The organism is Neobacillus niacini (assembly GCF_031457145.1).
GTDB lineage: Bacteria > Bacillota > Bacilli > Bacillales > Cytobacillaceae > Neobacillus > Neobacillus niacini_J.
In genome coordinates this window covers 18,641-31,662 of record NZ_JAVDVZ010000018.1, presented here as the reverse complement: position 1 = coordinate 31,662, position 13,022 = coordinate 18,641, and the positions used below count along the sequence as shown (strand labels likewise).

Here is a 13,022-nt window from a genome sequence, read left to right as displayed (position 1 = left end):
TTTATACAACTAATAAGAAGCCTCTTTTATATTTATTTTATAACTTATGTTAGCATTTTGTTAGCAAATCACTTCAAACCCCATATATATCAAGGGTTTGAGCAGTCATCACATCATGCCGCCCCAAAGGTGAGAGTGTGTAATATTTTACACGCTGAGTGTAAAAAGTGCGGTAAGTCAGGGTTTTGGATATTGCTTACTGTAACATCTTTAACTATGATTTACCGTTTTTTACTGTAGTGCGTTAGCAAAATGTTAGCAATTACAGCATATCCGTTATATAAAACTAATCTTACGGAGTATCAAATGATAGCACAAGTTTTGCACCCATTCCTTTTACTTCTTTTATTCTATACCCTTTAGCATTATTATTAAGTACTTTTATGAATTTTCCATTTAAGTCCTTTTTCGCTTTATTCTCTGGGGTTTTTTTAGTGTTTTTTGATTCATGAAACTCTACTATGATTTTATTTTTATTAACTTTTATTAGGATAGAATCAATATCAGTTGCAATTCTTTCATTCGGTGGTTTTGTAATATCATATATCGTAATTCTTGCCATGCTGGCAAGAATAAAGCCCTCAAATGTACGCGTCGCTGATTTTTTTAACTGTAAAATTTCAAAAGCTCGATCACCATCTGGTTCATTTTCTATGGCATAATCAAAAATACGTTTTAAACTTGGACTTTTTCCATCAACGTTGAATATAAATTGTGGGTATTTCCTTGTTTGTATGTTCACATCCCAAATATATTGATCTTTAATAAAATACCTAAGAATACTCCATAGTAATTCTTTATATAACGGAATAATATCATTCATATACCTGCGATTTAACTCCGGAAAAGTTAACCTTCTTGATTTGATAATTATTTCAATTAATTTTTCTTTATCAAACTGGTGGTCTTCCCCCATTAAAATAACATTTTCCAAAACTCTATCAATATCAAAATTTGCATTTTGTTCTAGAATACTAGTTAAGCCATCAATATAATTACACATATTGAAAATGAATGATGGCAACTGTTCCTGTGAAAAATTATCCATACATAAAAAGAAATCGATATAGCGAAGTCCGCTCACAGGATTATAATCAATGCTAAATTCAGTATCCCTACACCCTGTTCGTACCTTGGCTAATTCATTTAATTCGGATTTGAAATCATTATCACTTTGTAAGGATTCCTTTAGCTGTAATCTAGCGAAATGTTTTAAATTTTTTTGGAGATCACTGTGCAAACCTTTTGAAAGTGCTAACTCAATTAATGTATCAATACCTTCTGCTTTATAAGCACTTAGCAAATTCTGTGATTCAATTTCATAATTTCTTTGTAGTTCTAAGACATTTTTATTTAAGTAGAGTTCATCATGGAGTAGTGAAAGTATGGGCTGTAACTGTTCAGACAAACTTTTATTATTATATGTATTATCGATTGAACCCAATGAAATAATCGATGCAATTAAATCAATTGTAACAGGCATATGAGAATAATGCCCATCAATAGAAATAATGGATAATCTTCTTATTACATTAAAAAGCCTTTTTAATTGTTCAAGTTTTTCCTCATTGACTCTAAAATTTAGTTGGCTTTTATCCAATAATAATAATTTAATTAGTTTAAGCAAATTTTCCCTTGACTTAATATTCCATGATGTTTCTTTGTAAATTCTTCTTATTGCTAAGACATAATGCATCTTAGAATAATCGTAGTCCATAATTACTCTAGCACACCAAGATTTCAGTTCACTGTCGTTAATTGGTCTAAGTAACTGGGTTTTAAATCCTTTTGACTTTATAGCATATAACATTATTGCTTTTTCATCACCAAAAGTAAATTTTGTATGTCCAAAGTTTGAAAGAAGAAACCAAGACTTTACTATGGAGTTACCCGAAATGCCCTCACCATCTACTTTTAGGTTCCCTAAACTTAAATTAGAAGAACCCTTATGAATATTATCAACTAAATCCACAAGGGCGCATTGTAACATTACATAATCAAACCGAGAGTGAGATGATCCTTCAAACACTTTAGAAATTAACCCCAAGTGTTTAATTTCTTTTTGACGTTCAAATTCCTTTGTTCTTTCAAATAAATTTATTACCTCTAAAGATATATCATAAAAATTGATATTAACTATTCCTAGTGTCGGAATAGTAACTGTATAAGTTATATTCTCCATATCAAACTCCAATTAAATGTTATTTCCTAATCCCTTAATAAAACGTTTTCTGTAGGAAAAATTTTGCACTATAACTATAATATTATTATATCTAATCAATTTTTTATTTTCTATAAAACTGGTAAAAAATACTTAAAGGGAGCTAAATAACTGGACTTTAAATCTATAGACTCACTTTAATCAATTGTGAATGTAGTAAATGAAGCTTGAATTGCAATACACGATAAAAAGAGAACAATGTTAAATAATCCTCTATATGCCACCCATACCGCTCATGTCAGGCATTCCGCCTTGACCAGCTGGTTCTGGCTTGTCAACAACAACTTCTTCAGTTGTTAAGAACATAGCCGCTAATAAAAAGGGTAAGAAAATAGCTATACAATGCAAGCGATATAAGGGGAAAATTACAAACAAAGCTATTCAAGAAGTTTTTTCTGGGAAGTTTGTTTATAGCTGCGATGAAGCTTATGTTATTACAATTTCATATTTTACCGAGAACGCTATCCAATTAGCGAAAAATCATAAAGTGAAATTAATTATTAGAGATCGATTATTTGATTTAGTTGAACAAGTTAACGAAAATCTTTCTGTAAAAAAAAATAAAAAAGCGTGCAATTTAGCACGCATTAATTTTTAATTAGTCCATATTGTTGAGAAATGTAAATGTGGTTTTGTGTAATTGCCAGTTTCAAGTTTTTGGTCAGTGTTAATTTCAATGTAGTTTACTTCAATATTTCCGAAATTAACTTCAAGTGTCTCTTTTGGTTTCAATGTTAAATTTTGAGATTTTTCATTTTGGTTTCCGTGTCTGTTTTTCCAAGCAACATAAGCCGTTCCTGCAACTTCAAAATCGTTTTGATTTGTGATAAATATAATCACATCATCTTTCTTTCGGAAAATGTCTTTAAGAGGCTGTATTTTAATTCCTCCAATTTCACTGATTTCACCTTTTGGTTTTTGTTTTTCCTTTTCTTTTGGTTTTTGCTCAGCTTTTTGTTCGACTTTTTCTTTTTCAACTGGTTTTTCATTTGTTGTTTCTTCAGTACAACCTACAAGCATTATTGATACAGCAATTATTGCTAACAATTTTTTCATTTTCTACTCTCCCTTTATAATCATAATTATGGCCAAGAGGTTTTACTCCAAGCCCCTTAAACAACTTCATATTCTCCACTTTTTTATTGAAAGCCGCCTTTCTAAATGTAATTGTTCGTGGAGTTTAGCAATATCCTGGTTTAGCTTTTCTGTGTGCTCAAAAAAGAAAACTTGGTACTTTGGATTTTCACTATTTCTACTGATGTATTCTAAATCGTAACCCATTCGGATTAATGACAGTGCAAGTGACTTTTTATAAATCAATTTCATTCCCACTTATACCAGCTCCTTCGAAATTTAGTTCAATCGAAGACAGTTGAATTTTGACATTTGGAATCAGCAAGTGCTTCAAGCATTTAGCTCCATTGGAATCCTAATACCAGTCCTCGTCATATCTGTGTTCATGTAATCCCTCCATGCTAAACAAACTCTAACCACAGTTCTAATTGCTTCACAGCTTCTTCATTTATCGTCCTCATTGGTTCTAATAATATTTCGCCTCGTTGTCGTTTTATCTCCTTTGCTAAAAGCGGAAGTTCTTCAAGCAAACCAAAATCAATAAGGTTCTCTAATGTGTTCATACGAAAGTATTCATTTTCAATGGTGTTAATCTCGAAGTGTTCGACTAACATTTCAACCATAATATCCAACGGATATTCTCTCATGTTTTCATCTCCCAAATATATAAACTAACTATATTGTAAGATGGCAAAAATTTGCCGTCCAGAGGAAATTTCCATCCCTTGGGATTACTGGATTTTTGAATTTTTGCAAAAAATAACCTCCGAATTTTCGAAGGTTTAAATCTTAAATTCTGCCCTATCCTCAAGTAATGATCTCATTCGCTCAGAAGGTATATAACAGCAAAAAGAAAAGGCCTGGTCCAATTCGAACCAAACCCTATCTTTCAAGAAATAAATAATATTTAATTTCCTTATACTAATTATATATTGTCTATACTCTTCAACTTTTCTTTGAAAATACAATCCTATTGCTCTTACTTCTTTATAAAAATCAAGATAATCATCGGCTTCAGGACCGCCGTTTTCATCCCAGATGATAATGGCAAATCCATCGGGATGATTGCCGAATTCGTAGGAACCGCGATACATGATCTGGCTATAGTCCGTCATTAAAGCGCCTCTCCCTTGTTGATTATTCTCCCTTCCACTTTCCGTGGTCTTTTAATATGCGTTTAAAGTGGTCGAATGCATGAAGATGGCTGCGCTTAGAATTAGGTTGGTCATTTATACTGGTAATGAAATCTTTTGTGGGTTCATCGCATGACATTTTGATATGACCTTTATCATCTTGCCAAATCTTTACCGTCATTTTCACATAATTAGCCATTTCTTTTCCCCCATAATCCAATTGAGCCACTTAATTCAATCAATAGCATCTACAGCTGTCTACAGATTTACGGCAAGACGTGCAAATATCTTGATACTCCTCTTCTTCTTCCAATTGTTCATCTAAGCAGCCCGAATGATAATCTCTGCCGTTGTGTTCAGAAACATCATCATCTTCATCAATACTACGATTGCAGTAAGCACACCACATTTTCTAATCCCTTCCTCTCAATTTTTTCTTTACTTTATTCTTCGCCAACTCCCGCTCCCATTCCTCCTGTTCGATGTCTCTTTTTATCTGGTACATTAATTGGTCAAGTAACGTAGTATCTACATAAATTTGATGCGATAAGTCGTATTCGCGTGGATAAGGACATGAGGTCGATACATTTCTTTGTATGACTTGATGCGAAATTAAAGTAATAAAGATAGTTTAATAGAAATAGAAATAAAAGAAGCTCAACCAGTCTGAGCTCCTTTAAAATTTGAATATATAAAGCTATAAAGCTGTTAATTACTCATTATCATTCTCCTTGCCAATGACTCCAAAGAGTTTAATTGATTTCACTGAATCCCAAAATTGTGCTGGCAAAAAGTGATAAAGTGTATCAACACTCTTGTAACCCAATTGCTTACTTATAAAGTAGAGAGGGATACCAGCCTTAACAAGCAAAATAGCATAGGTTTTTCTTAAATCGTGGAAGTTAATTTTACTAATATTGGCTTTATCAACTATCCGATTAAATCTAGCACGAACGGTCGCTGGTCTTTGGATCCCACCGACTTTATTAGGGAAAACCAGATCAAGTTCATCGTCGTATTGGCCACCAAGCTCTGCCTTCATTTTAAGCTGTTCTTCTTTGTGTTTTTGTAACTTAGGTAACAGATGTGAATGGATCATAACCTCTCGAAAATTATATCTCATTTCCACATTGTTCTGTTTGCCACCTACTCCAGTATCTACGGTTTTCTTAACAATTATCGTCTGGTGATCAAAATCAATATCACTCCATGATAGAGCCAAAATCTCTGCTAGTCGTAATCCTGTAGAAATTTCAAATTCATACATCATACCTTCACCTTCTGAGTAAGCGACTTCAAGTAACTTTTCTACTTCTGATTCACTCAAAATTATGGGAATACGATTCGGAACTTTTACCATATTCATAAAGCGCACAGGATTTTTATCAAGATATCCTTTCTTCACAGCCGAACGAAACAACGTTGATAAAAAGTAATGAACGCTACCAATTGTACTTTCCGAATATCCTTCATGCTCTTTTTGAGCGAGCAATTCTGCTATTTCCTGTTTAGTGATTTCATGAAGGTACTTATCACCAAAATAAGGAACAATATGTTTATTTAATAATGCTTGTCTCACTTTAAATGTCTGGTGTTTAATCTCATGAGCATATTCCCCATAAAACCAATCTTCTATGAATTCATTAAAGAGGACCTTTTTTGCATGTTGCTCTTTTGGTTCTGTTTCTATTAAAATACTTAATTCACTTGTATCGCTTCCAAGTTCATCAAGAAACTTACCGGCTTCTTCACTCGTAGGAAAAAATTTTTGCTTCATATAGCGTTTGCCAGTTTTAGAATCTAACCTTTCATCGTAAATCACTGCGTACCTAGTTTTCTTTTCATTTTCAATTACTACTTTCTTAGCCATCCTATTACCTCCAATTTTTAAGTATGTATGGGATCTATCAACAACAGCATTTCACATACATATTTGTTTATTTAATTCACATTAACTTTAATGCCAAATAACGTTTAACAATAAAACATTATTGATTGATTTTGACATACAGGAAACTTCTATTGTTTTACAGGAATCACCCCTTTCAATAATTGCCCTATGTAAAAATTTGCAAATAAAAAAGGGCAGACGGATAGTGAGGTCACTAATCCATCGCCCTGGTTCTTCCAGCCACAATGCATTTACATAAGGCAACAATATTCAATTACCTTCATTATATTGAAGGTATTACTACGTAGCAATTGTAAGCGATAAAAATTTTTACATTATTTATTAATTAGAAATATCGTTCACGAATTCCTAAAACAGTGATATAACTTACTTGTCCAGTGAAGTGATACTCCCGTAAACTCTACAACCTATTCAGGATTAATTATTCTTTCTTGCTGAATCTTTGTCGTGCCATTTAAGTGATAAAAGTTCACCTTGCCTTACTCCTGTAGCATGCATTACTAGAAGCAAATAACTCCACGGTTTCAATCGAGCATTTGAATTATTGTTCATTTTCCCCATTCCTTTCTTTGTTTTATTAAGATACTCTTTCTCAACAGCTAACCCATTTTAAGGGTAGTTAAAGATATTTCTTACAAATAACCACCCTTACTTATTCAAATTATCATTTAAACTAATCAAGGTACCCGTTTAGTTCAACATGAATCGGTAAGTAACCTAAGGTCGTTTTTAATCTCTTATGTCGAAGTTGTCTTTGAATCGACTTATAATCATTTCCCTCTTTATACAATAAATAGGCCATTGTTGCTCTTAGATCATGGTTGGTTACTTTCCGTGTTATTTTTGCCTTTTTTCTAAGTTTATCTAACAACTTATTAAGATCCGCAGGAGTAAAAGGCTTGTTTTTCATAAAAAACAACTCCTTATCTTTTTCCTTTGTCCAAGCTTTAAAATAGGGATGATTCATATAATCCCTAAGCTTCTTTCGGAGGGCATCTGTTATACGAACTGTACCAATTTTCGTTTTACGCCCTTTATCAATGACAATGACATTGTGTTCAAAATCTATTTGTGAAACCGTAAGCCTACATAATTCCCTGGCTCTTAATCCACAAGTGGTTTGCAGCAAAAGGATCAAATAGTATTGGTGAAAAAAAGGATCCAAATCGTAGGCTGCCTTTAGTAGTTTTAAACACTCTTCTTCACTTAACGCTCGGTTTCGAAACGATTCGTAGTAGAATGGATTTTTAAAATGTCTCAGTGGATTATATTCCATCAAGTCATAATCCACCAATAAGTCCATAAAGCTTTTTACGACGGTAAAACCAAGTTTCGCTTGTGATTTTGTTTTATTATCATGAAGAAACTCAATAAATCCATCCATAAAATCAAGGTCAATAGGGGCATACTTATCATGAATCTTGCTGTAATAAAACTTGTCAAAGTCAAGCTCCCCCATCCATCCCACTAATCCTAAATAGTCCTCAAAGACTTTTAAATAGCTTATATACATTTGAACAGAATTGGGCTTTAAGGTATTTAGTTCTTTCCACTTCTGAAAGTAGATAGACGAAAAGAGAATCCCTTCCACTAGACATCAACTCCCAAGTGTTTTAATTGATCTATTTCAAGCTGTGCAAAGGGATGTTTATCCATCGCTTTTTGGTACTGCTCATCAAATAAATCTAAATAAACTTCTGTGGATCCTATAGATTTGTGTCCCAAGAGTTCCTTGATCATATAAATATTCATCCCGCTCTCAAGGGCATAGACCGCAAATGAGTGACGGAACGAATGCGTCGAGTAGTTCACTTTCACTTCTTCTCCACGATCACTATCCCATACTTTATCCTGAATCACTTTGTCCTCAATAGCCTTGTCAATTAACCCCCTGACCATTTTTTGAATGGCCCGATTAGACAGGGCGTGTTTTCCATTGTCATCTGAAAAAACGTAAAGGCGATTGTAGTCCGTCTCACTTAACACATTCTTTAAGTGAGAGTAAGTGAAATTGACATAGTATTTCATCGCCTTGATGGCTCCTTTTGTCATGAACCGTTTCACTTTTGCTCGTTCTTTCCTTCCTTTCGCTTTGACTTTTATCCAACCCTTTTCAAGATTCACATCACCCATTTGAAAATGTAACTCGTCCACTCGAATCCCTGTTCCCACAAGCGTCCAAAGTATTGTATAGTTTCGAAGGGCACAACGTGTTAAGCGGGACAAATTAAGCAAATAATCAATTTGTTCCGCCGTAAAGGCTCGTGGGGGCTGTGGGTCTGGGGGCTTCAGGTGTAGTGCCCTTTTATTTAATTGATTGATTTTTTTCTCGCTTAGCAGATCTCTTGCTACTGAATCAACAAAGGTTCTCAAAAAAGCCGCCTTTTTTCTTCGCGTCGCTTCCGCTATATCTGGCTGTTGGATATAAGCCTCTAGCTTTTCAGGGGTTAAAACCTCTTTTAACAAAACATCCGTGGATAGATTCTTATCGATATTGACCCCAAAGTACTTGCAAAAACTTCTCGTTTCACTTTTATAGGAAGACTGTGAGGAAGGGGAAATACTTTGGTAGGTTGAAAATTCATCCTCTAAAAAGTGCTTTGCTGCCTCCAACAACGTGATTTCCTTATTTTTAGGATTCTTTTGTTCCGTTAAAAGGACACCTATGGAGCCAAGTTCTTTTTCCACCTGAACCTGCCCGTATTTTTTCAAAAGCGTTTGTATTTCATCCAGGATGATGAATTGAGGATGGTCCTCTTTTACATATGCCACGTTAATTCACCTCCCACGGAAACGAAATCTGTTGTGCTTTTTCTCCAACTTCGTCTTCCGTTCGATGGATATAGAGGGAAGTCGTGGCTAGGTCGTCGTGTCGAGCCAAACGTTTAAGCGCTTTAGGTGTTACCTCTTTCTCGGTTAGGCGCGTGATATAAATATGGCGCAACTGGTGCGGACCACTTGCCTCTTTCCAGTCTGCAATCAAGGTAAATATTCGGTACTTTAAAGACAATGTGGCTCTTAGTGGTTGTTCCTTCATTCTAAACACTAAACCGTTCTCTTGTTTTCCTACCTCTTGTAAGAGACTAATTAGCGGTGCAGGTAGCGGCAAGGAGTGTCCCTTTCCTCCCTTTGCTTCAAATTTTACGTCCTTAAGGCTCCAATTGATGTTTTCCCATTGTAATCTCGCCAGTTCACATGATCGAAATCCGAGATAGAGCATAAACCCGAATGCAAGTTTATCTAGTTGTGGTGTGTCGGAATATTGTTCAATGGCGGTAAAGAACTTTTCGATCTCCGTATCCGTTGGCATATAACGAGATTGATAGTCATCCCCCTCGATATTCCGTATGCCTCTTGTAATATCATTTTTAATAAACCTCATATGATAGAGGGTGCTAAAGAAGGTTTTGATATTTTTAAAATGTTTCATAGACCCATTTTCAGCCAACCGGCCGCTTTGGACCCCCTTGATGAGATAGTTTTTATACGTCTTTAAGTGTTCTTGTGTAAACAAGGTAATGGGAACTTTATCGATTGGATAAGAACTAAAGTCATTTAGAACATTGCAGGACCATCGTAAGAAACGGTGCAGTTCGTATCGAAACTTATCTAACCGCTCGGGTTTCGTTCCCTGCCGCTTTTTGTAAGTCAGAAACGATTGAACGGCCGGCGGCAGCACCACCTCTATCCGTTCTTTGGGTGTATACGTTAAAGACGATTCTGTAAAGGGATTCATTTGTTTGTAAAACAAAGCAAAGTTTTGGTAATAGAACTGACTCGTGATTACCTCTTCATAGAGTTCCTGATTTAAAAAGTCTTCTCGTCCAAGATCGAATGGTTTTTTTCGTGTTGCCTTACTGACCAACGACTCAAAGTCAGTAAACCGCAAGATTAATTGAAACAACGATTTATAATTAAGTTGTTTTGACCGCTTTACTAAAAAATGTTGAATAGGTTTGGCCTCTAGGTCACTGATCATCTTATCAATGAACCACTGCTTTAATCCTTCCTCTCCTAAAGGAATCACGTTCTTTTGATGAGAGGTTTTAAATAAGCTTTCCATAATGGAGATCAACTCTTCCTTTGTAAACTTATCTCCATTATGAGCTAGCAACTGTGATTTTAAACCTAGTTCCTGCGAATTTTTGTTCAGATAACTCCCGGACCATGCACTTATGTTCTTTTCCTCAGTTCCAGAAAAATACTTGTTCAAAAAGCCTTCTACACTGCTTATCCCGTCAAATTCCTCGATGGTCTCTTCTTCTTTCTCGACTAATTGTTTCTCTTCCTTATCCGCATCATCCTGTTTAAAAATGTCATGTGGAGAACCACCATGAACATCATTTTTGGAAACAGTCAAGTCAACTTCTAAAAAATGCTCGTCTAAGCTTTTCTGTTGATCCGCTTCTTCGAAGGTAAAATCAAATAAAGATAATTGAAGTGACTCTTGGTTTTGCATAATAAAATCCCCCTTAAACATTCTTTTTTAAAACTAAAACCGCAAATCATTTTTCTCGGTAACAACAAAAAAGCACTGTCCATATATCTGCAGAGGATACACGTATGGTGTACTTCTGCAGATATAGAGACAGTGCTTCTGCTCTAAATCTATTTAAATTAATAGATTATTAAATTTTCTAGTGATTTTATTTTTAACAAACTTGAATCTGAAATTGCTTATAATTAAACATTACAATGACAGATGTATTTTGTCAAACACCTAGAAAGAATTTTTTCAATAAAGATTTAATGTTAAGCCCGGACTTTCATTTTGAGCTTTAGAATAGAAGTTTCACTCAAAATATCTAGTAAAAAGGTATCTGATTTTCTATTATTCATTTACAATCATAGTCTTGAACATTTTTTGCTCAATCGCATTTTTGTGCTTGACAATTCAACATATAACAATTTATAGTTTGTTACATAATCAATTATTAATCAAAAAATTAAATCAAAACGGGTAAAACCCCATTGATTGGACCAGGAAGGACCTGCCGATCCCAATATAAAAGTTTATGAGTATAAAACTTATGATCTTTTATCTTGGGATGCAGTCTGTCTTTCTTTCCAAATCTTTGGGGTTTTTCTTTTTGAGATACGGAGGTAATGATAATGGAAAGAACAAAAAAATACACAACCTGGGAATCCCTACCAGATAATTTAACGGCATTACAAATTGCATCATACTTAGGTATTTCTAGAAGAAGGGTTTATGAACTGTTTCAGGTTAAAGTTGAAAATGGTGGAATCCCAGTATTTCAATTGGGTGCATCCAAAAGAGTAAAAAAGGATGCCTTTAGAAAATGGCATAATGAGTTAAAAATCGTCAATAAATAACATATCCATCAAATCTGTAAATTTTGCAGCAAATATAATTAACTTGAAAAAGAGGTTTCTTATGAAAGGTCATTATACAAAAAGAGGATGTACTTGCAATATAACTAATTGCAAGTGTAATAAGACTTGGAGCTTCGTGATAGATATCGGTCGAAATCCTAAGACCGGTAGAAGGAAGCAAGCAACAAAAGGTGGTTTTAAATCAGAGGAAGAAGCACAGTTAGCTGCGGCCTCTCTACTTAAGGAAGTAAAACAAGGCACTTACATCAAAGAGTCCCCTATCCTCTTTAAAGATTTTGCTCAAGAGTGGCTCTCCATATACAAAAAAAGAACGGGGGCTAAACAAGGAACGATACGTCTTAGAAAATACAGTATTAAAAAACTACTCCCTTACCTTGCTCATTTAAAACTGAAAGACATTACAGAAGAGGTGTATCAAGAAGCAATAAACGATTTAAAGGATAAAAAATTTGCAAAAAGCACCTTAGAAGGTTTTCATACCACTGGTAAAATGATTTTTAAAATGGCTTTTAGCAAGAGAATGATTATTATTAATCCAACAGAATATGCGTATATTCCTCGAGACCCTGAAGTTGTGAACGAGTCAGATGAAGAAGATATCCCTAAATACTTAGAAAAAGAGAAGCTTGCGCATTTCTTGAATACCGTTAAGAAATACGGTTTATTTATGGATGTACTAATATTCACTACTTTAGCCTTTACAGGTATGCGTGTCGGAGAGTTAGTCGTACTCAAGTGGAAAGATATCGATTTCGATAATCATACGATTCATATTACAAAAACCTACAATAATGAAACAAACAACACAAAGGAATACACGTTAGGAACTCCAAAAACTAAACGTTCTCGACGTAAAATCGTTGTAGATGAAATAGTGATTGAATTATTCAAAAAACATAAAGTCGAACAAGAGATGTTAAAAGAGAAATTGGGTGATGCCTATCTTGATCAAGATTATATATTTGCAAATTACAATCGTCATCCAGGCTACCCGGTCCTCACAAAGTTTGTTGGATCTAGAATTAATAGATTATCAAAGTGTTTAAAATTAGATATGAAAGTTTGCAACCATACACTTCGTCATACTCATACTTCTCTTCTTGCTGAAGCAGGAGTGGGTTTAGAAGAAATTATGGATCGGTTAGGGCATTTCGATGACGAAACTACAAGAAAAGTTTATCTCCATGTTACCACTACAATGAAAAGGGTGGCCTCTGATAAATTTGGGCAATTAATGCGGGGGCTTCTATAAAAAATTATGGATGTACCTACGAAAGATATAACAGAATATCAAACTATGCAAAACGCTCAAATAAAAGTCTGA

General features: G+C 34.4%; 14 protein-coding genes and 1 pseudogene. 3 read left to right on the top strand and 12 right to left on the bottom strand.

From position 1 onward, the window contains the following. Positions 1-292 precede the first annotated feature (292 nt). Entirely contained in the window at positions 293-2,182 is a 1,890-nt protein-coding gene (locus tag J2Y03_RS26045; protein WP_310199886.1) for a hypothetical protein, read from the bottom strand. A 252-nt stretch (positions 2,183-2,434) separates the two neighbouring features. Beyond that, a pseudogene (locus tag J2Y03_RS29080) lies at positions 2,435-2,536 on the bottom strand (hypothetical protein); the annotation flags it as partial. Between J2Y03_RS29080 and J2Y03_RS26040 the strand changes: the two are divergent. Continuing rightward, positions 2,493-2,819: a restriction endonuclease gene (locus J2Y03_RS26040; RefSeq protein ID WP_310199884.1), complete on the top strand. Its 327-nt coding sequence runs from the start codon at positions 2,493-2,495 to the stop codon at positions 2,817-2,819. The pseudogene J2Y03_RS29080 and the gene J2Y03_RS26040 sit on opposite strands and share 44 nt — an antisense overlap. Here J2Y03_RS26040 and J2Y03_RS26035 read toward each other — a convergent pair. From J2Y03_RS26035 to J2Y03_RS25990, 10 genes are all read right to left on the bottom strand, one after another. Then, positions 2,816-3,277, bottom strand: a complete 462-nt coding sequence (locus J2Y03_RS26035) for a hypothetical protein (protein WP_310199882.1) — start codon at positions 3,275-3,277, stop codon at positions 2,816-2,818. The two genes, J2Y03_RS26040 and J2Y03_RS26035, sit on opposite strands and share 4 nt — an antisense overlap. A 66-nt stretch (positions 3,278-3,343) precedes the next feature. Then, positions 3,344-3,547 (bottom strand): hypothetical protein, encoded by a 204-nt coding sequence (locus J2Y03_RS26030; protein WP_310199977.1) that lies wholly within the window; start codon positions 3,545-3,547, stop codon positions 3,344-3,346. Between the two features lie 149 nt (positions 3,548-3,696). Continuing rightward, positions 3,697-3,942: a hypothetical protein gene (locus tag J2Y03_RS26025; protein WP_310199880.1), complete on the bottom strand. Its 246-nt coding sequence runs from the start codon at positions 3,940-3,942 to the stop codon at positions 3,697-3,699. A 135-nt stretch (positions 3,943-4,077) separates the two neighbouring features. After that, complete coding sequence (locus J2Y03_RS26020; protein ID WP_310199878.1) at positions 4,078-4,410, bottom strand: hypothetical protein; 333 nt, start codon at positions 4,408-4,410, stop codon at positions 4,078-4,080. Positions 4,411-4,432: 22 nt separating this feature from the next. Then, positions 4,433-4,627 carry a hypothetical protein gene (locus J2Y03_RS26015; RefSeq protein ID WP_310199876.1) on the bottom strand — a complete coding sequence of 65 codons (195 nt, stop codon included), beginning with the start codon at positions 4,625-4,627 and terminating at the stop codon, positions 4,433-4,435. 39 nt (positions 4,628-4,666) lie between these two features. Next, positions 4,667-4,837 carry a hypothetical protein gene (locus J2Y03_RS26010; RefSeq protein WP_310199874.1) on the bottom strand — a complete coding sequence of 57 codons (171 nt, stop codon included), beginning with the start codon at positions 4,835-4,837 and terminating at the stop codon, positions 4,667-4,669. Positions 4,838-5,140: 303 nt separating this feature from the next. Continuing rightward, entirely contained in the window at positions 5,141-6,298 is a 1,158-nt protein-coding gene (locus J2Y03_RS26005) for a tyrosine-type recombinase/integrase (protein ID WP_310199872.1), read from the bottom strand. A 715-nt stretch (positions 6,299-7,013) separates the two neighbouring features. Further along, positions 7,014-7,931 carry a tyrosine-type recombinase/integrase gene (locus J2Y03_RS26000; protein WP_310199870.1) on the bottom strand — a complete coding sequence of 306 codons (918 nt, stop codon included), beginning with the start codon at positions 7,929-7,931 and terminating at the stop codon, positions 7,014-7,016. Then, positions 7,931-9,112 carry a tyrosine-type recombinase/integrase gene (locus J2Y03_RS25995; protein ID WP_310199868.1) on the bottom strand — a complete coding sequence of 394 codons (1,182 nt, stop codon included), beginning with the start codon at positions 9,110-9,112 and terminating at the stop codon, positions 7,931-7,933. The genes J2Y03_RS26000 and J2Y03_RS25995 overlap by 1 nt, the downstream gene beginning before the upstream one ends. Position 9,113: 1 nt before the next feature. Beyond that, positions 9,114-10,799: a tyrosine-type recombinase/integrase gene (locus J2Y03_RS25990; RefSeq protein WP_310199867.1), complete on the bottom strand. Its 1,686-nt coding sequence runs from the start codon at positions 10,797-10,799 to the stop codon at positions 9,114-9,116. A 653-nt stretch (positions 10,800-11,452) separates the two neighbouring features. Between J2Y03_RS25990 and J2Y03_RS25985 the strand changes: the two genes are divergently transcribed. Next, positions 11,453-11,677, top strand: a complete 225-nt coding sequence (locus J2Y03_RS25985) for an excisionase family DNA-binding protein (protein WP_310199865.1) — start codon at positions 11,453-11,455, stop codon at positions 11,675-11,677. 136 nt (positions 11,678-11,813) lie between these two features. Then, positions 11,814-12,950 carry a site-specific integrase gene (locus tag J2Y03_RS25980; protein ID WP_310199863.1) on the top strand — a complete coding sequence of 379 codons (1,137 nt, stop codon included), beginning with the start codon at positions 11,814-11,816 and terminating at the stop codon, positions 12,948-12,950. The last annotated feature ends 72 nt before the right edge of the window (positions 12,951-13,022 follow it).